This window comes from Mariniflexile aquimaris, assembly GCF_042676825.1.
In the GTDB taxonomy this organism is placed as follows: Bacteria; Bacteroidota; Bacteroidia; order Flavobacteriales; family Flavobacteriaceae; genus Mariniflexile; species Mariniflexile aquimaris.
Window position 1 is genome coordinate 450,477 of the sequence record NZ_JBHTIB010000002.1, and the last position, 24,028, is coordinate 474,504.

The following is a 24,028-nucleotide window of genomic DNA, read 5'->3' on the forward strand; positions in this document are numbered from 1 at the left end:
TCCTATATTTTAAAATCTATAATTCACATTAATAAAATAAGTTGCGCCTCTACCATACCAATATTTTGAACCAAACACAGGTTTATTTAAGGCTTTATCATCTCTTAACTCACTAAAATTGGCATTTCTCGATTGTTCAAATCCGCCTGTTTTATATACTTCGTCTAAAAGATTATTTACACTTGCAAACAGACCAATATACTTATCACCAATGCGCCACGATTTTCCTCCAGTAAGATTTATAACCATATAATCGCCAAACCGTTCTTGCTTTAATAATGTCTTGGCAAGATTTTCATCATAATCATTAAAAGGCTGTCCATCAACATCTGTATTAAAATTGGAGCTTCGGGTTAACGGACTGATATCGATATACGTGTTGCTAAAAAAGTTTGCGGTTGCTCCAAACCACCAATAATCGGGGTCGCGGTATTCAAAACCCACCGAATAGGCTGTTTGCGGGCCTGCAGCTAATTTGTAATTTTTTAAATTAGATGGTCCTAAGTACACATTGGTAAAATCTTCAGAAGACAAATACAAATCTGGGTTATTATTATAGATAAATTGACCCATTGCCAAAGCACCTTTTAGTTTAATATCTGTAGTAACTTGGGCTTCCACACCTAATTCTGCACCAATATGTTGTTTTTGAACACCTTGAAGAATTTCCTGTACAAAATTGGCATTTTCATTAAACCCAGTGTCCGAAAATGCATTGATAGCCCCTATACCATCGGCAAAGAAAAATGAGATTTCATTCGCATCTTTTATTTGTGTGTAATAACCCGTTAATTTGGCGTTTACCAATGCCGATCTAAAAATATAACTCGCATCGATACTGCTAATTTTTTCTTCGGAAATATGAGGTACTATATTATGGTTTTCTCTCGAATTTGAATAGGTGTTCTGAATGGAAGGGGCTTTTGAAATATAGCCAACATTAACATCGAACACATGTTTGCCTGAAAATTTATAGGTGGCTCCCGCTTTGGCACCAAATCCTAGAAAATCGATTTTTTGTCCTTTTCCAAAAGATTGATTTCCAGGAAACGAACCGTTTTCAAAAATACCCTCGCGTTGATAGCTTGAGTTTGTTACGCTTCCTGCCACATAAAAATCTATCTTATTGTATTTAAATTGAGAATTTGCGTATAAACTAATAATGTCGGCATTAAAAATATAATTGTATTTAAATATATCTCCAACGCCAACAATTCTATTTGGATTTTGCAAATTGTTTTGAATTGCTTCCGGATTATTTACAAAATCGTTGGCATACCCATCTACATCCAAATAGCCATTTGCACCAAGTAAATCGAGCACCTTGGCATAATTTTCAGATTGCAACGACTTATAATTAATCGATGCATTCAATAATATATGTTCATTAATTTGAGAATTCAAAGTAGAATTAAATGACATTTGTTTGTCGTCTACGCGATCTTCATACAAGGCATAAATGGCATTCCCTCCTTGTGTTGCATTACTAATATTAGCACTGTATAAATCGTTCCAATTAAGTTGCCCATTGTTTAAAAATTCCTGTTGCGCTATATAGGCAAAACCTAAATCGTTTGGAAAATTGCGTTCAAAATAACTTGGTAATTTTTGATAATAAGTACCGCTTGGGTTAGAGCCACCCCCTTCAGGAAAACCATTCACTAAATCGGTACCATTATAATCCAACCGGCTATTTCCTTGTTTTCCGAATTGATAGGCAACGGTGTTGGCAAGCGTTGTTTTTCTAGTAATTTCCCAATAATGACTTAACATCACAATCGGTTCGTCAACCTCTTTCATTCTGGAATTTCGTTTTTCACCATCTTGCCAACCCCAATATTCGTTGTATTTAATGCCTTTTAAATCGTAAACTTCTTGGGTGTTGGGGGAAGATTTTCCACGTCTGTTTGGTGCATAAACCCCCGTAAAATTTATACTATGCTTATCATTAATTTTCTTTTCTACAGAAGCAAAAAAGGAATTGGAATCGTATAAAGTTGCTTCTTGATAGCCTTCGTTACCCCAACGTCTTCCTAACGAAATGGTATACGCCCAATTGTTTTTTAATAAACCTGATGCATAGGTTGCCATCAAACGGTTCGTGTAACTTCTATTGGATGATGAGTAGGTAACACGACCACCACTTCTATACAAAGATGCTCTTGTATTAATATTTGTTGAACCTAAAACGCCACCAAAATTATAATTGGATGGCGTTAAACCCGATGTTAATTCTTGATTTCGTAAAACATCGTTTATACCACCCCAATTGCTCCATTGCGGTCGCCCGTTAAACAGTTTATTCATTTCGATACCATTAATTAAAACGGAACCGTTATCGGAATCTAAACCTCGCATTCTAAAAAATGACGAACTAAACTCGAAAGCTGCTGTGCGCTGAAAAACATCGAGCGACGATTGAAGAATTCCAGAAATATTATCAATGCCGCCAATATCATCATCTAATTCATCATCAGACAGCATAATCGTAAACAAATCATGCGATTCTGATAAATCAACTTCCAAAGTCATATCCGAAATATCAACAATTTTAAACTCGTTAACTATAATTGGATATCTTTTGGTAATAAACCCTTCCTTCGAAATTCTTAATATTTGTTCACCCAATGGCACCGTTTCAGAAAATACAAACTCGCCTTTACTGTTTGTTCGGGTAAATTGTTTGGTTTCTTCAATGGTGATAACAACCTCTGGTATAGGCTCGAAAGTAACACCGTCTTTAACGCTGCCCTTTATAATGGTTTGTTGCCCCGAGCTGCTTAACACGGAAAACAATCCAAAGCAAAAAAACAATAATTTCTTATTCCACCCCATTGAAATAATTTAATATATTAGTAACCAAGCTATTATTTAAAAAACTAATTTACATTATTTATTAATTAATATTTAATTTTGGTTTAACTTTTGTAGTAAAAAGATTCGTCACTTTATCAGTTTTTTAATGAAATACGTACAATTTTCAATCTTAATTCTTTTTTCGTGTGCTTTAATACACGTACAAGCACAAGAAAAAAAACTATTTAAGATCCATACCGTTGCATTTTACAACCTCGAAAACTTATTTGATACCATAAACGATCCTACCAAGTTTGATGAATCGAGCCCGATTATGGAATTAAAAACAAATCGAGCCGAAATTTATACTAAGAAAATAAAAAACATGGCGCGTGTTTTATCGGATATTGGAAAAGAAGATACCAATAACTCGCCCGCTATTATTGGGGTTTGTGAAGTTGAAAACAAAGAGGTTTTAGAAGATATAGTAAACGACACTTTACTGAGAGATAAAAAATATGGCATTATCCATTATCATTCGCCCGATATTAGGGGTATTGATGTTGGCCTTTTATACCAAAAACAATTATTTAAACCCATAAATACGAGTAGTCATGAATTAAAAATTTATGATAAAAGTGATGGATCTCGTATTTATACCAGAGACCAATTACTAGTAAGTGGCGAACTGGAAGGTGACTTGATACATGTTTTAGTGAACCATTGGCCCTCTAGAAGTGGTGGTGAAGCAAAAAGCAAACCTAATAGAGAGGCCGCAGCTAAATTATCGAAGTATTTGGTAGATTCGCTTCAAGTGATAGATCCTTATGCCAAAATATTTGTTATGGGCGATTTAAACGACAACCCTACCGATTCGAGTATTAAAAACGAATTGAAAGCTGAAAGGAACAGAAAAAAAGTAGCTTTAAAAGGCCTATATAATCCCTATGAAAATTTCTTTAGAAATGGATTAGGCACAACCGCTTATCGAGATGCATGGAGTTTATTTGATCAAATATTATTAACCAAACCGCTACTGGAAAAAGATTTTTCATCGTTCAGACTTTATAAATCTGGCATCTACAATAAAAATTATTTAATAGATAAAAGCGGCACTTATAAAGGCTACCCAAAACGAAGTTGGTCTTATGGTGGCTTTACAGATGGGTTTAGCGACCATTTCCCTGTATATGTTTATGTGGTTAAAGAAGTCACTGCAGAGTAAAAGAACCTTATTAAAAAACAAAAAAAAGCGACTAAATAGTCGCTTTTTTTTGTTTTCTAACTTAACCAGTCGCTCCATGGTATTCGCGATAAAAGTAATACCAAAGCTAGCGTATAATAAATAGCTAATGTTTTTAATTTAAACTTAGACGTTAATTTCTTTTTATGTTTAGAATATCCAATAGTAATTAATGCCACCGCAATGATATTAACTAAGGGATGCTCTACCAGGTATAATCTTGCCAAAGCATTTTTCATAACTTCGCCTCCTAACTCAGCCCATAATTCGAATCTTGGCGACACAAAGTACAACACTAAACCTATAAGCAGTTGAATGTGCGAAACGATTAAAGTAAAAAGAGAAATTCTAAAATCTTTAGCTTCATATTCTTTATCGCCAACGGCTTTAATAATAGCATTTGCTACTGCAATAATTAAAATAATTACTACTAGATAAGCCCAATACGAATGGAGGTTTTTTACGACGTTATACATGTAATGAATATTTTAAATTTATAAAAACAAATGTAGTAAATTATGAAATAAAAAAACCGCTTCTATTGAAGCGGTTTGAATTAACACTTATTTATTTTTTGATTAGAATTTTAATCTCATACTAAAGTTCCAAGTACGACCATAACCAAAATAAACTTGGTTTGATGTAGATACACCTTTATAAGTAGCATCACCAGTACCTGCATGTATATTAGTTAATGACTCTGCGATGTACTCTTCATCTAAAACGTTATTAACATTTAATCGTAATACAAGCCCATAGTTGTCATTTATTCTCCAATCATAAGTTAAACCAGCATCCAATAAGCTATAAGATGGTAATTTTACAGAACCTCTGTTGTTAGCTGTAGAAAATTCAGAATCTGTTGGTGCAAAAGCAGCGTATAAATCGTCGTAACTATACCAGTCAGCATCAATACTGAAACCTTTTAAGAATTCATAACGCCCACCTAAACCATAAGATGTTTGAGCAGCATCACCCACTTTAGTACCGTCAAGATATAAAGGATCTCCTTCTGCAACTACATTTTGATTGTCGTCGTAAACAGTTTGTGATGCATTACCATCATATTTCCAATCTCCAAAAGACGCAAATCCTTTAAACATTAACTCACTTGTTGGTTTATAAGTAAAATCAATTTCAACACCTTGATGTAATTGTGTTACTCCCTGATATTGGTAAAATCCGTCACCTGTACTTAAACTTCCGCTTACAACTCTATCAGCCCAAGTAGTATGATATACGTTAACGTTTGCCGCAAAGGTATTTCCTCTAAAACCGTAACCACCTTCAAAACCAGTGATTTTTTCGTTAGTTAATAACGGGTTCACAACATTTCTAAAGTTTAAGAACATATTATCTTGATATGGCTGGCGTGAATAATGACCTGCATTAACAAATACATTATGTTGCTCATTAATATTATAATTAGCACCAGCTTTTACGTTGTAACCATCGTTTGTTACTTTTTCAGACTTCTCATTACCTTTAACATAATTAAAGTAATCAAAACGTTGGTTTGATTGTGTAGAATAAGCTCCTTGAACGAATGCCGATAGATTATCTTTAGCATATTCTAATTGACCGAAACCGCCTATATAACGAATATTCTCTGGGTTATCGTAGCCAATTCTTTGACTTCTTGGTGTATTGTGAAATGTTGCCGCCCATGCATTAGCGCTATAAGCCTCAGTTACATAGTAACCTGTATCAGCAACTCCTGTAGTAGCAGCTGTTCCTTGTTGTAAATTTGTTGTATCGTCATCCCAACCATCTAAACCTAAGAAATCAACAACACGTCTGTAATGCTCACCGTGGTAAGATCTACCATCAAAACCAACATTAAAACTTAATGTTTCGCTTAATTCGTGGTTAAAATTCGATACAATTCCATACCATTTATGTTCATTTACACTAGATCTGATTACATCAACCTTTCCTTGAGCATAAGTAGTTCTTCTAGATCCAACAAGCAATCCGTCTGTTCGTGGAATAGATTGATTAATACTAGTTTGTTTATCTAAATCAAAATAATCACCAACATCTGAACTATAATTTCTTAAACCAATAGAACCTCCTCTACCATAAGAAGCATAAAGTACTGTGGATAAATTAGATTTTTCGTTCATTGTCCAGTCCCAACTTAAATTGGCAATTGGTTTGTGGTAATAATTACCAGCACCTGCAGCTATTCTTTCTCCATCTAAAAGACCCCATTGATCATTATATTTTAAACCTTTGTCTAATAACTGAGCAATTGTATATCGATTTCTTTGATTATGATTTTGTGGAGCACCAGTAACTAAGAAGTTAAAAGTGTGGTTTTCATTTGGCACATATCCTACAGAGAAAAAGTAAGTCTGTCCTGTACCGTACATTTCTTGGTTGTAACCATCACCTTGCCAGTGACCTAATAAAGATGAAAAAGACCATCCTTTTTCATTTAAACCAGTTGAATAATAAGCTGTTGTTTTTAAATAGTTATTATTTGCAACCATAGTTTGGAAAAAACCACCCTCTCTTTTGTCAACTGTTTTAGTAACAATATTTATTGTACCACCAACAGATGATATCGCTAATTTTGAAGAACCTAAACCACGTTGCACCTGAATTGCGTTTGCCACATCGGTAACACCTTGCCAGTTAGACCAGTACATTTTACCATCTTCCATTCCATTAATTGGCTGTCCATTGATTAAGAATGCGGTATTAGACTGATCGAATCCACGCGTATTAATTCTCGCGTCACCAAATCCACCACCACTTTTAGTAGCGTAGATAGAAGGTGTAGATTTTAATAATTCTGGAAATTCTTGATTACCACCTTTAATCGCAATTTCTGCTGCCTTAATAGTAGATACCGCAACAGGAGTTTGTCTGTCTTTGGCCAAATCGATAATTCCAGAACCAGTAATTACGATCTCATCAAGTGAATTGTCAGACGACAATTTAATGTTACCTAAATTGGTGTTTCCATTAAATTTAAGAGTAACTGAACCGTAGCCAACAAATGAAATAACTATTTGTCCTGCAGTTGCTTTAGTTTGCAACTTAAACTTACCATCAAAATCTGTAGAAGCACCATTGGTGGTTCCTTTTTCAACAATATTTGCACCTGGTAATGGCGAATTAATTTCGGCATCAACAATAGTACCCGTTACAGTACTTTGTGCCATAATAGTTGTAGAGCATAACAACACTACATAAAAAAATAAATACTTCGTGATTTTTTTCATAATAAAGAAATAATTAATTGAATTAGTCGCCACAAAAATACGTATAATTAGTTGATATATATTACCCAATTGTTAAGAAATTTAACAATTTGTTGATAAAAATAAAGGTGTCAACAATTGAATTATTGACACCCTTTATGAAAAAAAGATAAATATCTTATTGCAAATTACGAATTTTGCTTATAAAAATTCAATAAATTTGATGTAGACGAGTCGTGCTTGTTAATAGAATCTGCGTTAAATTCTTGTAAAATTTTACTCGCTAATTGTTTTCCTAATTCAACCCCAAATTGGTCGTAACTAAAGATATTCCATATTATGCCTTGAACAAATATTTTGTGTTCATAAGTCGCTATTAATTTCCCTAAACTTTCTGGTGTTAGTTTATTAATAAAAATAGTATTTGTTGGTTTGTTTCCTTGAAACACTTTAAAAGGCTTTAATTCGTCTGACGCACCTTCTGCTACCACTTCGGCTTCTGTTTTACCATTTAATAACGCCTCGGTTTGTGCCAAAAAGTTAGACATTAATTTATCTTGATGGTCTTTGTTACCATGTAACGACTTTACAAATCCAATAAAATCTACCGGGATTAATTTAGTTCCTTGATGTATTAATTGAAAAAAGGCGTGTTGTGAATTTGTACCAGGTTCTCCCCAAATAAGCGTACCTGTTTGATAATCTATAGGATTGCCACTGCGGTCTACACTTTTACCATTGCTCTCCATAATACCTTGCTGTAAATAGGTAGCAAACTGATTTAAGTATTGCGAATATGGAATGATGGCTTCGCTTTCTGCATTAAAGAAGTTGTTATACCAAACACTTATTAAAGCTAAAATAACCGGGATGTTGGATTTAAAGTCTTCATTTTTAAAATGATTATCCATTTTGTTGGCACCTTGCAACAAACTATCAAAGTTTTTGTAACCTACGGCTAAACTAATGGTTAAGCCCACAGCGCTCCATAAAGAAAAACGACCTCCAACCCAATCCCACATTGGGAAAATGTTATTCTCGTCTATTCCAAAGGCTTTCACATTTTTAATGTTTGTTGAAACAGCCACAAAATGTTTAGCAATAGCATCTTCGTTAGCAGATTTTAAAAACCAAGCTTTGATGGTATTCGCATTTGAAAGCGTTTCTTGTGTCGTAAAGGTTTTAGAAACGATAACAAATAAGGTGGTTTCCGGGTCTAATTTTTTAATAACTTCATTAACATGGTCGCCATCTATATTACTTACAAAATGGGTGGTTAAATGATTTTTATAATACTGAAGCGAATCTACAACCATGGCCGGACCAAGATCTGAACCGCCAATACCAATGTTAACCACATCGGTAAACGCTTTTCCTGTAAATCCTTTTCTTTCTCCGTTAACAACTTCGTTTGTAAAGGCTTCAATTTTTTGTTTTACCTGATATATTTCTGGCATCACATTTACACCATCTACCTTAAAATCGGCATTTTTTGACGCACGCAATGCGGTATGCAATACGGCTCTTCCTTCGGTTTGATTTATTATTTCACCAGAAAATTGGCTGTTAATGGCTTCTTTTAGCTTAACCTCTTCGGCCAACTCTAATAAATACTTTAAGGTTTCTTCTGTTATTCTATTTTTAGAATAATCCACATAAAAATCATCCCATTTTACTGTGAATTTATTTGCTCGCTCCTTATCTTGAGCAAACAAATCTTTCATGTGTACATCTTTTATTTTGCTAAAATTTTCCTGAAGTTTTGTCCAAGCTTTTGTCGCTGTTGGATTGATAGTTGGTAATGACATAATCTATGTTTTTTGAGTTACAGTTGGTTTGACCTCTTTTTCTTTGGATTCATCAAAAACAGGTAACGCATCTAATTTACGCTTTATTGGTTTTATAAAAGTTAAATAATCGCCTTTAAGGGATTCTTTAATTGGTTCAGATTGCGATAATTTTTCTTTAAACGGGTCAACTTGCTTACCATTTTTCCAAAAACGATAGCAAACATGCGGCCCACCGGTATTTCCGGTCATCCCAATCCAACCAATTACATCGCCTTGTTTTACATGCTGCCCCACATTTACTTTGCGTCTTTGCATATGCAGGTATTGGGTCTCGTAAGTGGAGTTATGCCTAATTTTTACATAATTACCATTACCGCCTTTATACTGCGATTCCGTTACCGTTCCGTTGGCAGTTGCTAAAATAGGCGTGCCGATAGGTGCTGCAAAATCGGTTCCTTTATGAGGACGCAATGCAAAACCATAATAAGCAATTCGCCTGTTTAAATTATATTTTGAAGAAATTCTACTAAATTGAACTGGTGCTTTTAAAAAGGCGCGTCGTAAATCTTTAGCAGCTTCGTTATAATATTCATAAATATTCTTTATTGAATCTGTTCGGTACCTAAAGGCGTAATACGGTGTTTTTTTGTGATTAAAATACGCAGCTTTTACGTTTTGAATGCCTGCATAAATGGTATCATCTATATACTTATCGGTATAAATTACTTTAAAGGTATCACCTTTTTGAAGGCGTGTAAAATCAATGGTCCAAGCATAAATTTGTTCTGCCAGCATGTTGGTTAAAATTGGACTTATCCCCTTTTTATCTAAGGTTTCAGAAATACTTGTATTTAAAACGCCTGTTACCGTTCTTTCAACATATTTAATAGGCTTTCTACTGGTGTAGGCATGAATGGAGTCTTGAAAATTAATTACCACATACTCTTCCATATTAGGCTGATAAATAAAGCACTTTGGTCTTTCTAAAGAATCTTTAGAACATAATAAGGTATATGGCTTTCCTATTTGCAGGCGTCTAATATCGAACGTATCTCTGGCTTTTTCTGCGATAGAAAATATTTTTGGGTACTCAATTTTGTACCTATCTAAAATAGCACCGAAACTATCGCCACTTCTAATGGTATCTCTCTTTACTACAAAATCACTAAGATTAAAACCGAATTCGTAAATGTCGGCTGGTTTTTCTTCCACGATTTCAGGGATTTTCACCTCTTCTTTACAGCCTATAAAAACTAATGCTACTGCTAATAATACTAAATATTTGTTCCCCATTCTTCGATTTCTTGTTTTGTCCATAAACTTGGAAAAAATATTCTCTTTTGATATTTTGGATGCATGTATTTTACCCATTCACTTCCTCCTGTTGCATCGGCAGTTTTACCACCAATATTTAAATAATGATTTGCTGTATTATAATGTGCCATAACCCAATTAATATTGACTGTATAATCAAAATGACGCATGGCTTTAACTAACTCTGGATTTTCTCGATCTTCCTGTGGAAGTGATTTAAATTTAGAGTATAAATTGTTTGTGCTATAAAACTGTGCAAATCTAAGGAATTCGTCTTTATATTTTTCTTCAAAAACTGTTAATGTGTAACTTTTTTTGCCTGTTTTATAATCTTTCCCTGCGGCCTGCCAATAGAGGTGTTCGAAGGCATTTTGATATGAAGATTTTCTATCTATGGAATCTCTAAATCTTTTATCGATTAGATTGATAAGCTCTGTTGAAGCAAATTCTATTTTCCGATATTGTGCACTTTGAAATCCGCTTGCTGGTGTAAGTGTGGTTCTGAATTTATTGTATTGATCAACGTCCATACCATCTTTCATGATGCTAAATGACGAGGTTAACATATCGAAATACCTGCTAATACGCATTAATTTATTAGTAAATAATTCGGTTGTTAAGGCATCACTTTTTGCTACCTGTTCTATTTCAACAAGTATCATTTTAAACAACAATTCGTTAATTTGATGGTACATAATAAACACCATCTCGTCTGGAAACACCGTGCGTTGAATTTGAAGATTTAACAACGCGTCTGTTTGAATATAATCCCAATAATTTATGGGTTTGCTATGCAATAATCCTTCTAAATAATCCTCTACATCTTGGTTTATTGCCTCGTATTTTTCTTTAAGCTGATCGGATATTTTAGATTTCAATGTTTATTTAATTAGGAACAACGATACTAAAAGGATACTTTAACCCTTTAAAAGCCTCTAAATCGGCACGTAAAGAACCTACTCTTAAATCGGCTTTGATACGCAAAGGTACTTTATTTTTGTCTTTTGATACCCAAAGCGTTAAACTTTCTTCCTCTTTAAAAACACGTCCGGACATTACAGAAGGCCTGAATTTTAAAGCTTCAACATTGCCAAAATCGGTATCAATAGTTTCTACACCTATGTATTTTAATTTAAAACCATAGTTTTCTTCATCAAAAAACATATTGGTTTTAAATTCGTCGCCTATTTTAAGTTTATCAATATCTATAGAGTTTCTTAAATAGTAATACGTAGATACCATATCTTGAATATCTATTGGTACGCTAAACTCCTTTTTAACATTGTGCTTTTTGTCGTTTACAAAAGCTTTGTTGACCTTATGGTCGAAATTAATTTCGATATCTTTGGTGTAGCCGCCTTCATCTATTTTTCTAATAAATTTATAAGGAACCAAAGAATTTTTATCGAAATAACTTTCATATTGATCTTTTACTTTAAAAAACCATTTGATCATACCGGAGGTCCATCCTTTGCCAACTACGTGATATACTTCTTTATTATTCAATTTGGTTTCACTAACCGATAGTGTTGCATTTCCTGCTTTTAAGAAACCACTATAACTCATTTTGAATTTAATCCATTCACCACTATTAAAAGACGATTCGCTTTGCGCAAACGACCTTTGTATGCCAACTATTATGAGTGCTATAAGTAGTATTTTTTTCATTGCGTATTGGGTAAAAGAAACGTAATTTTTTTAAACTTACATTACTGTTATAAGTTTGATTTTACAATTACTGTTCCAAAAATATAAAAATAACTTTTACCGTTTGGTATAATACGAAGCGTGTAACGATTATTTGTTACATATTACAAATAATCCTTTTATAAAAAAAATTGATAGCACTTATGCAAAGCGTTAAGCATGTGCTTAAAGCGTGCCTCTATTGGCTTGTTCGCGCTCGATAGATTCGAATAGCGCTTTGAAATTTCCGGCTCCGAAACCTCGTGCTCCCATACGCTGAATAATTTCGAAAAACAAAGTAGGTCGGTCTTCTACTGGTTTTGTGAATATTTGCAACAAATAGCCTTCTTCGTCGGCATCAATCATGATACCCAAGCTTTTCAGTGTTTCAATATTTTCGCGTAATTCGTGATTATGCTGATGCAATCTTTCGGGAACTGCTTTATAATACGCTTCGGGTGGTGTCGATAAAAACTCGACGCCTCTTGATTTTAATTGACTTACCGCCGTAATAATATCATCTGTAGCCACGGCAATGTGTTGTACGCCTGCGCCTTCGTAAAAATCGAGATATTCTTCTATTTGAGATCGTTTTCTACCCTTTGCAGGTTCGTTTATAGGGAATTTGATGCGTCCGTTTCCATTGCTCATTACTTTACTCATTAATGCCGAATATTCGGTGTGGATTTGTTTATCGTCGAACGACAAAAAGTTTTCAAAACCCATAACATCTTCATACCATTTTACCCAGGTATTCATTTGTCCCCAGCCCACGTTACCTACCATATGGTCTATAAATTTTAAACCAACTGGTTTTGGATTATAATTGGATTCCCATTTTCGATAACCAGGTAAAAAGGTTCCTTTATAATTTTTACGTTCTACAAATATGTGAACGGTTTCGCCATAGGTGTAAATTCCTGAACGAACTACTTCGCCATGTTCGTCTTTTTCAACCACAGGTACCATGTATGATTTAGCACCTCTGCTGGTGGTTTCTTCATAGGCCTTTTTAGCGTCCTCTACCCAAAGCGCTATGACTTTTACACCATCGCCATGTTTTACCAAGTGCTCATTTATTATTGATTTGCTGTTTAGTGGCGTTGTTAATACTAAGCAGATTTTATCTTGCTTTAACACATAGCTAACCGAATCTTTCGAACCTGTTTCTAAGCCTTTATAAGCATGCGATTGAAATCCGAAAGCGGTTTTATAAAAATGTGCTGCTTGTTTGGCATTGCCCACATAAAATTCTACATAGTCTGTTCCTAAAAGTGGTAAAAAATCTTGAGCACCTTTAAATATTTTTTCTAAACCGTAGTTTACTGATTTTATGTCTTTCATAAAAAGCCCCTCTTAATCTCCCCAAGGGGAGAAACTCAAATCGGGTATTTGAGTATTTATTGATACTTTTTTTATTTAATTAAATTGCATTTATTATCTATCAAAACTTAAATTATGAGTAATCAGTTCCCCTCCTTTGGAGGGGTTAGGGGAGGCTTTAACCACGATTTATAATAATCTTCGTCTGCTATTTTCATGCCTTCTTCGGTAACCATTAATGGCTTAAAGGTATCGACCATGACTGCGAGTTCATCGGTTTTTGTTTTACCGATACTTCTTTCTGTTGCTCCTGGGTGTGGCCCATGCGGAATTCCTGCGGGATGTAAGGAAATATGACCTGCTTCTACATCGTTTCTACTCATAAAATCGCCATCTACGTAATACAAAACCTCATCGCTGTCTATATTGCTATGGTTGTATGGCGCAGGAATAGAAAGCGGATGGTAATCGTATAATCGAGGTACAAAACTACACACCACAAAGGCGTCGGTTTCGAAAGTTTGATGCACTGGTGGTGGTTGATGAATACGCCCTGTTATTGGTTCAAAATCGTGAATTGAAAATGCATACGGGTAGTTGTATCCATCGTAGCCCACCACATCAAACGGATGCGATGCATACACCATCTCTATAATATCGTCTTGTTTTTTTACTTTAATTAAAAAATCGCCACTTTGGTTAAAGGTTTCTAACTCCTGAGGTTTGCGAATATCGCGCTCGCAATAAGGTGCATGTTCTAAAAGTTGCCCGAACCAATTTCGGTAGCGTTTGGGTGTATAAATAGGTCGGCGCGATTCGACAATAAATAAGCGATTATCTTCGGTATCGAAGTCCATTTTATAAATAATACCCCGGGGAACTAATAAATAATCGCCATATTTAAACTCCAGATTCCCCAACATGGTGCGCAACTTTCCGGAGCCTTTATGAATAAAAATAAGCTCGTCGGCATCGGTGTTTTTATAAAAATAATCGTGCGTAGATTGCTGTGGTGCCGCCAAAATAATAGCACAATCTTTATTTATAAGTACTGTTTTCCTACTAGCCAAATAATCTTGTTCTGGTTTTATTTGAAAACCTCTTAAAAGATATGACTGAATATTATTAGCCTTGGCTATTTTAGGCGCGACGCTGTATTGTTTTTTTATTTCTTTAACTTGTGTTGGTCGCTGTTCGTGATAGCTATTGGTGTACATGCCATCGAACCCAATGGTGCCAAATAACTGTTCGGAATACAAACTGCCATCTGGTTTTCTAAACTGGGTATGACGTTTATTTGGAATATTTCCTAATGTGTGATAAAAAGGCATACTTTAAAGAATTTAAAAGTTAACCCTTAGACTGCGCTTAGGGTGACAATGAACTAAAAATCAATTATATAAAGATACAATAAAGTATTCTCATTCAGGATTTCTCTTGATGAGGAAGTGTAGAAATACTAATAAATCTTGCCAAAAATGTTGCATATGCTACCAAATATAGTGATTTAAAGTCAACTTTTATTATGATATCTAGCCGTATGAAATTCTGATAACGACATTAAAACCAGAAGCCTACATTAAAGTACCAAATGCCTTGCCTTTGCTCTGGTGAGTAACTATATTTTACTTGAATGGGACCAATAAAAGAATCTAAACCATACCCGATGGCATAACCTCTGTAATCTGGAAGTGTTAACCATTCGCCTGTTTCAAAAATATCGTCTTCTATATTAGCCCAATTACCTTCCAGTAGGATGTGCTGTTTTCTTAAAAACTCATAATCAACACTAGCAAAAGCTTTTACGTAACTATTTCCCGTAAGTGAGATGAAATCGTAGCCTAAAAAAGGAATGAAATTATTTATTAAATTATTACCAAATCCGCCAAGGGCAAAATCTAAGGGTCTCGTGTTTTTATCGCCTAATTTAAACCCTCCGCTTGTTTGTAGGTTAAACGCCAATTTATTTGATACGCTAAACGCATAGCCCATATCGGCCTTTGCTATTGAGAAATTTTTAAATTCGGCGTTAAAATCCGAAGCATATAAATACATGTGTAAATCGCCATTAAAATACACACCTCTTTTAGGAAAGTACTTATTATCGTAGGTGTCTAATTTTAAACCGCCAAAAACACTTAGATAATCGGTTTTTTCAAATACAAATTCATTGGATTGGTTATTTGATGCCAAAGTTTCTGTTTTTATTTCTAAACGTTTATGTTCTGCTCCCATACTAAAAGCAAAGTATTTTTTGATTAAGGTTTGCAAATAGATTTGATTGGTTTGATCTTCTAACTCGGCATCGACTTTGTTTAAACCAGTTCCCTCAATTTCTACATCATTTAAAATTAACTGTGCATTTATGTTTTTATTAAATTGATGGTATCGCGATTTTAATCCGATACTCCAATAAAACCCCTTATCTATATAATATTCAAAATTGTAACGCACATGATCTCCTAAAACGATATCTAACGAGGTAACATCATTATCAAACAACCAACTTTTTTTTGTTATGTTTAAAAGAGCCGCACTTTTGTATAAATCATCATAATGAATTCCAAGCTTTAAAAATGTGCTGATTGCTGTTTCTTTAACTTTTGTATTCAGTATAAAACCATCATTATCTTCATCTCTTTTTAATTCGTATTCAAAGGAATCAAAGTTATTGGTAGCTACTAAATTATTTATGCCTTTATTAAAAGCTTCATAACTAATTTTTTGTCCGTTTTTTATTTTGAGTTTTCCCAACACATATGCACGTGTATATTTTTCAATACCCGTTACAACAACGTTATTTATGGTTATGCTATCTCGCGTTGTTATTTTAAATTTTGGAGGTGTTTGAATCGTTTCTCTTTTAGGCAACTCTCTTAAAAAATCCATTTTAGAATATGCCGCTTGCCTGCCATTTTGGATAATTTTAGCGCCTTCGTTAAATGAAACAACATTATAATCTTTAATATCTGGTTTAATATAAATATCGGTTTTTTTAACCTTAAGTTTCATATCGTTAATTGTGCGGAAATTATTAATTTGAGACAAAACATCTAGTGCTGATGTTAAATCTTCGCGCAGCGACAACGGGTCTTGAACATCTACACCAATAATAACATCCATCCCCTTTGATCTTAACTCGTCTACCGGATAATTATTTACCACGCCACCATCAATTAAAATTTGGTCGTCTATAGTAACGGGCTGAAACAATGATGGCAGTGCGCCACTAGCTAAAATAGACTGGGTTAAATTACCCTTATCCAGTATCACTTGGGCACCTGTTTCAACATTTGTAGCAATGCAAAAAAACGGAACAGGCAATTTACTAAAGTCCTTAATTTCATTAACATGCAGCGTTAATCTTGAAAACAAACTAAAGGTATTCTGGCCTCTCGAAAGGGCCGATGGCAATTTTATTTTAAATTTTTCGAACGGTAAGGTTATGGCATATTTTTCAGAATTAGAGCGTTCATAAAATGCTTTGGAAGCTCTCGGCAGCTCGTCGTTAATAAGGTTATCAAAATCAATTTCATGGAAAATTGAGTCTAACTCTTTCCCTGAATAGCCAGAAGCATAAAGTGCTCCAATAATAGCACCCATACTAGTACCAGCTACATAATCGATTTTTACGTCTAAACTGTCTATAACTTTTAAAACCCCAATGTGGGCTAAACCTTTAGCGCCACCACCACTTAAAACCAGACCTACCTTAACATCTTGCTTTGTTGTTTCTTGAGAAAACATCTCGAAACAAACAATAAAAAGAATACATGTTAAAAAATATTTCATTTATTAATTCTAATCATTTTTATAGTCAAATAGAACATTTTAATCTTCATTCTCATTTTCAATTAAAATTCGAATTATGAATGTTTTATTTGTTATGGTAGTAATTATATATTTTTTCGGCTCTCGAAACTCCAACAATAGGCTCTAACTCGTCTAACTTCGCATTTGCAACGCGTTTAGCAGATTTAAAATGTTTTAAAAGTTCAACTACGGTTTTTTCTCCAATACCTGTAATGGTTTCCAATTCTGTATTTAAGGCGCTTTTACTTCGTTTGTTTCTGTGGTGTTCTATACCAAATCGGTGTGCTTCGTTTCGCAATTGCTGAATAACCTTAAGCGTTTCACTTTTTTTATCTAAATATAGTGGAATTGGGTCGTTTGGATAAAATAATTCTTCTAAACGCTTCGCAATTCCGATGATTGCTATTTTTCCTCTTAGCCCTAACGCATCGAGACTTTTTAGTGCCGACGATAATTGCCCCTTTCCACCATCAATAATAATGAGGTGCGGCAATGGTTGCTGTTCGTCTAACAGGCGTTTGTAACGTCGATACACTACTTCTTCCATCGATGCGAAATCATCTGGTCCTTCTACCGTTTTTATATTAAAATGGCGATAGTCTTTTTTACTGGGCTTTCCGTTTTTAAAAACCACACAAGCCGCCACGGGGTTGGTGCCCTGAATGTTCGAATTATCGAAACACTCTATATGCCGAGGTTCTTCATGCAAACGTAAATCGGCTTTCATCTGCGCCATAATTCTATTGGCATGACGATCGGGATCTACAATTTTATCTTGCTTGAAACGTTCCATGCGGTAATACTTTGCGTTTCTGAGTGATAAATCTAAAATATGTTTTTTGTCGCCCAATTGCGGAATCGTCACTTTAATATTTTCGCCTATTTCGACCTTAAAAGGTACATAAATTTCTTTTGATTTTGAATGGAAACGTTGACGAATTTCGGTAATAGCCAACTCTAATAACTCAACATCGGTTTCGTCTAATTTTTTCTTTATTTCTAAAGTGTGCGAACGTATTATTGAACCATAAGAAAGCTGTAAAAAATTGACATAACCATAGCTTTCATCGCTCATTATTGAAAACACATCTACATTGCTAATTTTAGGATTTACAATGGTAGATTTTGCCTGATAATTTTCAAGAACTTCTATTTTTTCCTTTATCTGTTGCGCTTCTTCAAAGTGCATGTCTTCCGCCAATTGTTTCATTTGGCTTTTAAACTGCGATAACGAATCTTTAAAATTTCCTTTTAAAATTTCTTTAATGGCCTTGATGCTTTCGTTGTATTCTGCTTCGGTTTCATAGCCTTCGCAAGCGCCTTTACAATTTCCTAAATGGTATTCTAAGCACACTTTATATTTCCCCGATTCAATTTTACTTTCAGATAAATCGTAATTGCAATTGCGCAACGAATACAAGCCTTTTATTAAATCTAGCAAGGTATGAACGGTTTTCATGCTGGTATAGGGTCCAAAATACTCAGAACCATCTTTAAAAACCCTGCGTGTAGAAAATACTCTTGGGAAGCGTTCGTTTTTCACACAAATCCATGGATACGATTTGTCGTCTTTAAGCATCACGTTATACTTAGGCTGATACTTTTTTATAAGATTGTTTTCTAATAATAGAGCATCTGTTTCTGTATCAACAACAATGTGCTTTATTGTTGCAATTTTTTTTACCAGCACACGTGTTTTTCCGTTATCGTGTGTTTTTGTAAAATACGAACTTACTCGTTTCTTTAAATTTTTTGCTTTTCCGACGTAAATTATGGTGCCTTCACTGTCGTAATACTGGTATACTCCTGGTTGGTTTGGTAAGGTTTGTAATTGTATTTCTAAAGCAGGTGTATTCATGTATTCAAAGGTAATTATTTTAATTTTTTAATAATTAGTTAGCGTTGTATAAATCTGTTAAACTTTTGAAGCTAAATAACTATTTGCTACCTTGCGCCACATTTTAAACCCATAAAATGAATAAAAGAGTAATTGGTAGAGTAGATAAAATAGATTTTCCTAAACTAGGATTATTTCATATCGATGTTAAAATTGATACGGGCGCTTATACCTCTACCATACATTATTCTGAAATTATTGAAGAAAATAATACCTTAAGATGTGTTTTTAACAGTGACGAACATCAAAATTTTGGGAAGACAGAGATTACCTTTAATGAGTATTCGCGAACCACAGTTAAAAGCAGCAACGGCCTAAAAGAAAACCGTTATAAAATAAAATCTGAAGTTATATTTTTTGGAAAAACTTATAAGATTAACCTAACTTTAAGCACAAGAGACGATATGAAATTCCCTGTTTTAATTGGCAGGCAGTTTTTAAAACGAAAATTTATAGTAGATGTAGATTTAGAAAATGTTTCTCATAATTCAAAATCCTTATGAACATAGTTATATTATCAAGAAACTCTAATCTATATTCAACCGACCGACTAGTTGAAGAAGGCGAAAAACGCGGTCATAAAGTAGAGGTTATAGATCCTTTAAAGTGCGACATCATTATCGAAAGAGAAAAACCTACTATTTACTATAAAGACAGGTATTTAGATTATGTAGATGCCGTGATTCCTAGAATTGGTGCCTCCATCACTTTTTATGGTTGTGCAGTGGTTCGTCAGTTCGAAATGATGAATGTATTTACCATTGCAACTTCCGATGCTATTCAACGTTCTAGAGATAAATTGAGAAGTTTACAACGCTTAAGTAAAGCAGGTATTGGTATGCCTAAAACGGTTTTTACCAATTATTCCCGCGATGTTGAAGAAGTGATAGAACATGTTGGTGGTGTACCCGTAATAATCAAATTATTGGAAGGCACTCAAGGATTAGGCGTCGTGTTAGCCGAAACAAAAAATGCCGCCGAATCGGTTTTAGAAGCATTTAACGGTTTAGAAGCTCGTGTAATAGTACAAGAATTTATTAAAGAAGCCAAAGGTGCCGATATTCGTGCTTTGGTGGTTGATGGGCAAGTTATTGGTGCTATGAAACGCCAAGGAAAAGAAGGTGAATTTCGTTCTAATTTACACCGTGGCGGATCTGCTAATATTATAAAGTTAACAGACTCCGAATTGCGATTGGCAACCAATGCAGCTCGTGTGCTTAAATTACCTGTTTGTGGTGTAGATATGTTGCAATCGGCCCGCGGACCTTTACTTTTAGAAGTGAATTCTACCCCAGGTTTAGAAGGTATTGAGGAAGCTACTGGTAAAAATATTGCTAAAAGCATTATCACCTATATAGAAAAAAGTAGACGCGGTTTAATTCCAACAAAATGACCTCAATCTCCAATAACATTTTAACCATTTTAAACACAAAAATATATCCTGGAGAATCTAAGGAGATAGATTTTGATGTGGCTAACCTACATACGTCCTCACCAATAAATGTTCCTATTATTATTGAACGTGCTAAAAAACCAGGGCCCATCGTTTTGTTTACTGCGGGTATTCATGGCGACGAAGTTAATGGCGTTGAAATAGTACGACAATTAATTGCCAGCGGCATTAACAAACCAAAAATTGGCACCGTTATTTGTATTCCGGTAATAAACATCTTTGGTTTTATCAATTTAAAACGCGAATTCCCCGATGGCAGAGATTTAAATCGTGTGTTTCCAGGAAGTGTTGATGGCTCTTTGGCAAGTAGAGTGGCTCATAAATTAATTCATGATATTGTACCTTGCGTAGACTGTGTGATCGATTTTCACACGGGTGGTTCGGGCAGATACAACGCGCCACAAATACGTATTTCTAAAGAAAACAGACACTTAAACGAGTTAGCCAAAGCATTCGCAGCACCTTTCGTATTGTACTCAAAAAACTTAAATAAATCGTTTAGAAATAGCTGCTATAAATTGGGCAAGCCCATGTTGCTTTTTGAAGGTGGCAAATCGTTTCATATAGACGAAAACATCACCAACCATGGCATAAATGGCGCCAAACGTATTTTGAAACATTTAGGAATGTTGAATGTGAAATTTACGGCTTCCAAACCAAAAAAAGACACCGTTTTTATAAATGAAAGTCGTTGGCAAAGGGCCAGCATTTCAGGTATGTTTAGAGCCACCATCGCCATAAGCAGTCACGTTAAAAAAGGAGAAGTTTTAGGCAATATTACCGACCCATACGGCAAATTAAACCATGAAGTAAAAGCATCCAATTCGGGCTATATAATTAATGTAAACGAATCGCCCATTGTGTATCAAGGCGACGCTTTATTTCACATTACGACAAAACTTAAACGCTAGATAAAATGCTTAAAGCCGAATTACGAAAAAAATACAAAGCACTTCGTAAAGCATTATCAACTAATCATATTGATGATTTAAGTATGTCCATCGCTAATCAGCTATTAAAATTGCCTATTTGGGACTTATCTTTTTACCATATTTTTTTAGCTATTGAAGAACAAAAAGAAGTTAATACCGATTATATTTTGAACATACTTTCTGGAAAAGACAAACACATTGTAATTTCGAAAAGTGATTTTGAGACGCGTAATATGATGCATTTTCTTCTAACGGATAGTACCATCATTAAAAAAAATGAATACAACATTCCGGAACCTATTGATGGTATAGAAATTTTAAATGATAAGATTGAAGTGGTTTTTATTCCCCTATTAGCTTTTGATAAAAAAGGACATCGGGTGGGTTATGGCAAAGGTTTTTACGATAAATTATTATCAGAATGCAAACCAGAAACTATTAAAATAGGATTGTCTTTTTTTGAAGCAGAAACTGAAATTACCAATGTTTTTGAAAGTGATGTTAGGTTGGATTATTGCGTGACGCCAAAATCAATTTATAGATTTTAATTTTCACAGTTTTCACAAAACGTATCACTCAAATAATCATCATCTAATAATTGAAAAGTTACACCTCCCTTTTCAATAGCATTGAACAACTTACAAAAACGTTCTTTATTAATATTAATCGCATTAAGCATAATAGTTCTGTAATTTTCATCTTGAGTTAAGTTCTTATCAACTAATGTTAAATTTAAATAATAGAACAATAAATCTTCATCAATATCAATACTCTTCGCTTTGTTTTCAAGCAGTTTTACCGATAAAGCTGTATTGGCATAATAACTGAAAAATTGTGCTAAACTTAAATAATCATAATCTGAAAGTGGGAAATTTTTATACTTGGAATTGATAAAATCTACCGATTCATCTTTGTTGGCATAATCTCTTTGTCTCATTAAATTTTCAGCTTTTATTATATGAAAATTAACCAACATTCTATCAATTAACGATGCATCAATTTTATAGTTTTTTAACGCATTAATTTGGTTTTTAAGCTTCGTTTCATCATCGTTAATTGCTTTATGCCTCCAAAGTTTTATTTTAACAGCTGCTAAATTATATTTTACTTCACCATCGTTAGGCACTAATTTTTCTAGTTCAAGTAATTCACTATAAACAATTAAAGACTGCCTAATATCTTGCATGTATCTAAATGCAGAATTTTTATTAAATACTTTTACAAATTTGGATTGCTTAGGTATTTCCATTTTTCTTAAAAATTCTGGTTCTATTTCTTTCCCTTTGATTTTTTCGAAAATGGAATTTTGAATTTCTAAAGCTTTCTTTATATTTTGCTGACTTATTGCCGAATTAAAAATAGTCACCAATTCATCTGGTAGCATGTTTTTATAATTATCTTTCTTTTCAAGTTCCAATTCTAAAATAGCTTTTCTGTGGTTTTTTAAAATTGGTTCTAGTTCGCTAGATAGTTCGGTATCTAATTTCGATTTAATTTCCTTTTTTGTTAAGATTTTTAAATTTTCGTAGGTTGTTCCTTTTATATCATTTAAAAATTCAACCCAATTTTCAGAAGAAGACACTTCGGTTATAATAGTTGGTTTTTGAAAACTTTGTAATGCCGCAACAATACTATTAGCGCGTTGTTTTTGTAGTTCGAGGTTTCTTTCAACACTTCCTTCAATAGAAGAATATGCTTTAATTTTAATAGTTTTTATATTAAAATCTGTTAATCGTAAAGAATCATAAATGGGCTTAATATCTTGTTGTGAATATTCCGATTTATTTTTTTTAAATGGAATTTTAAACTTCAATGTTTTGTACTTTACAACAAACCCTTCTTCGGCAATTGGTTTTACTTTTTTAGGGTTATAAGTTAAAGAGTCTAGATACATTCCCATGTCTAATAAATCCCATGGATAAGATTCTAAATGATATATACTATTATATCTGCATAAATTATTGTTTACTAAAAATAATATATTGAACTCTAGCTCTTTATTTGTTAATGCATTAGGAATTCTACCAACGTGTACACGAAACATATTTCCTCCAACAGGTTTCAACCCACTTTTTAAACTAGTTGTGAAAACAGGTTTAAGTAATTCGCCTTTTATTTGTGGATTACCAATACGTATTTCTAAACAACCATAAATGTCTTTTGAAACAATATCAATAGCAATTCCATCGGTTGGGTTCTTAAAAAGCTGGTTAAACCACGCTTTATCGTTTACCTGAAAATATAAGTTGTCATTTTCTCTAACAACCGAAAACCGCACTTCCTTAGGTTTTTGATTAAAAGTTTGGGTACATTGTTGGCAAACTATATCTCTATCGCTTTGCGGAAAAACAATGTTGTGTTTATTTTGACTTGTAAGTGTATTAAAACTGAATATTAAAAAAGCTACTAGCGTGAAGAAACTATATTTCATTTTCGGATATTTACTTATTTCCAATGTCCATATGCTATCGCCTTTATCTTGATTGGTGTGTACTTTTGTAAAAACCGATACTTAAAGGAGATTTCATCGAATGTATTTTATATTTACAAATTAAAATTTCAATTTATG

Annotated in this window: 17 protein-coding genes; 5 read left to right on the forward strand and 12 right to left on the reverse strand. The window is 33.8% G+C overall.

Translation table 11 applies throughout. The annotated features are described in order from the left end of the window. Window positions 1-9: 9 nt before the first annotated feature. Window positions 10-2,835, reverse strand: a complete 2,826-nt coding sequence (locus tag ACFQ0I_RS02070) for a carboxypeptidase regulatory-like domain-containing protein (RefSeq protein ID WP_379938903.1) — start codon at window positions 2,833-2,835, stop codon at window positions 10-12. 127 nt (window positions 2,836-2,962) lie between these two features. Here ACFQ0I_RS02070 and ACFQ0I_RS02075 point away from each other — a divergent pair, with 127 nt between their 5' ends. Further along, a complete protein-coding gene (locus tag ACFQ0I_RS02075) occupies window positions 2,963-4,021 on the forward strand; it encodes an endonuclease/exonuclease/phosphatase family protein (RefSeq protein WP_379938905.1) in 1,059 nt (352 codons plus the stop codon). A gap of 56 nt (window positions 4,022-4,077) precedes the next feature. Here the strand turns inward: ACFQ0I_RS02075 and ACFQ0I_RS02080 are convergent, their stop codons facing one another. From ACFQ0I_RS02080 to uvrC, 10 genes are all read right to left on the reverse strand, one after another. Continuing rightward, a complete protein-coding gene (locus ACFQ0I_RS02080) occupies window positions 4,078-4,515 on the reverse strand; it encodes a hypothetical protein (RefSeq protein ID WP_379938907.1) in 438 nt (145 codons plus the stop codon). A 102-nt stretch (window positions 4,516-4,617) separates the two neighbouring features. Continuing rightward, entirely contained in the window at window positions 4,618-7,272 is a 2,655-nt protein-coding gene (locus ACFQ0I_RS02085; protein WP_379938908.1) for a TonB-dependent receptor, read from the reverse strand. Window positions 7,273-7,439: 167 nt separating this feature from the next. After that, window positions 7,440-9,059, reverse strand: coding sequence for a glucose-6-phosphate isomerase (pgi, locus tag ACFQ0I_RS02090; RefSeq protein ID WP_379938910.1), 1,620 nt, complete (start codon window positions 9,057-9,059; stop codon window positions 7,440-7,442). Between the two features lie 3 nt (window positions 9,060-9,062). Further along, the gene (locus tag ACFQ0I_RS02095) at window positions 9,063-10,334 is read right to left on the reverse strand and encodes a peptidoglycan DD-metalloendopeptidase family protein (RefSeq protein ID WP_379938912.1); all 1,272 of its coding nucleotides are present in this window, start codon (window positions 10,332-10,334) and stop codon (window positions 9,063-9,065) included. After that, window positions 10,316-11,233, reverse strand: coding sequence for a tryptophan 2,3-dioxygenase family protein (locus ACFQ0I_RS02100; protein WP_379938914.1), 918 nt, complete (start codon window positions 11,231-11,233; stop codon window positions 10,316-10,318). The genes ACFQ0I_RS02095 and ACFQ0I_RS02100 overlap by 19 nt, the downstream gene beginning before the upstream one ends. 7 nt (window positions 11,234-11,240) lie before the next feature. Next, window positions 11,241-12,023: a DUF3108 domain-containing protein gene (locus ACFQ0I_RS02105; protein WP_379938915.1), complete on the reverse strand. Its 783-nt coding sequence runs from the start codon at window positions 12,021-12,023 to the stop codon at window positions 11,241-11,243. A gap of 204 nt (window positions 12,024-12,227) precedes the next feature. After that, window positions 12,228-13,385: a 4-hydroxyphenylpyruvate dioxygenase gene (gene hppD, locus ACFQ0I_RS02110; RefSeq protein WP_379938917.1), complete on the reverse strand. Its 1,158-nt coding sequence runs from the start codon at window positions 13,383-13,385 to the stop codon at window positions 12,228-12,230. A 122-nt stretch (window positions 13,386-13,507) separates the two neighbouring features. Beyond that, a complete protein-coding gene (locus ACFQ0I_RS02115) occupies window positions 13,508-14,695 on the reverse strand; it encodes a homogentisate 1,2-dioxygenase (RefSeq protein ID WP_379938919.1) in 1,188 nt (395 codons plus the stop codon). A 229-nt stretch (window positions 14,696-14,924) separates the two neighbouring features. Then, window positions 14,925-17,156, reverse strand: coding sequence for a patatin-like phospholipase family protein (locus ACFQ0I_RS02120; protein ID WP_379938920.1), 2,232 nt, complete (start codon window positions 17,154-17,156; stop codon window positions 14,925-14,927). 85 nt (window positions 17,157-17,241) lie between these two features. Further along, complete coding sequence (gene uvrC, locus ACFQ0I_RS02125) at window positions 17,242-19,035, reverse strand: excinuclease ABC subunit UvrC (RefSeq protein ID WP_379938922.1); 1,794 nt, start codon at window positions 19,033-19,035, stop codon at window positions 17,242-17,244. 116 nt (window positions 19,036-19,151) lie between these two features. Between uvrC and ACFQ0I_RS02130 the strand changes: the two genes are divergently transcribed. From ACFQ0I_RS02130 to ACFQ0I_RS02145, 4 genes are read left to right on the forward strand one after another with little or no spacing between them, the layout of a single operon-like run. Then, window positions 19,152-19,577 carry an ATP-dependent zinc protease family protein gene (locus tag ACFQ0I_RS02130; RefSeq protein WP_379938924.1) on the forward strand — a complete coding sequence of 142 codons (426 nt, stop codon included), beginning with the start codon at window positions 19,152-19,154 and terminating at the stop codon, window positions 19,575-19,577. After that, on the forward strand, window positions 19,574-20,467 hold the full coding sequence (gene rimK / locus ACFQ0I_RS02135; RefSeq protein ID WP_379938926.1) for a 30S ribosomal protein S6--L-glutamate ligase: 894 nt from the start codon (window positions 19,574-19,576) through the stop codon (window positions 20,465-20,467). Before ACFQ0I_RS02130 ends, rimK begins: the two co-directional genes overlap by 4 nt. Further along, window positions 20,464-21,438, forward strand: a complete 975-nt coding sequence (locus ACFQ0I_RS02140; protein WP_379938927.1) for a succinylglutamate desuccinylase/aspartoacylase family protein — start codon at window positions 20,464-20,466, stop codon at window positions 21,436-21,438. Before rimK ends, ACFQ0I_RS02140 begins: the two co-directional genes overlap by 4 nt. Before the next feature lie 5 nt (window positions 21,439-21,443). Beyond that, window positions 21,444-22,007, forward strand: a complete 564-nt coding sequence (locus tag ACFQ0I_RS02145; RefSeq protein WP_379938929.1) for a 5-formyltetrahydrofolate cyclo-ligase — start codon at window positions 21,444-21,446, stop codon at window positions 22,005-22,007. Here ACFQ0I_RS02145 and ACFQ0I_RS02150 read toward each other — a convergent pair. Next, window positions 22,004-23,890: a hypothetical protein gene (locus ACFQ0I_RS02150; RefSeq protein ID WP_379938931.1), complete on the reverse strand. Its 1,887-nt coding sequence runs from the start codon at window positions 23,888-23,890 to the stop codon at window positions 22,004-22,006. The genes ACFQ0I_RS02145 and ACFQ0I_RS02150 overlap by 4 nt on opposite strands. Window positions 23,891-24,028: the final 138 nt, after the last annotated feature.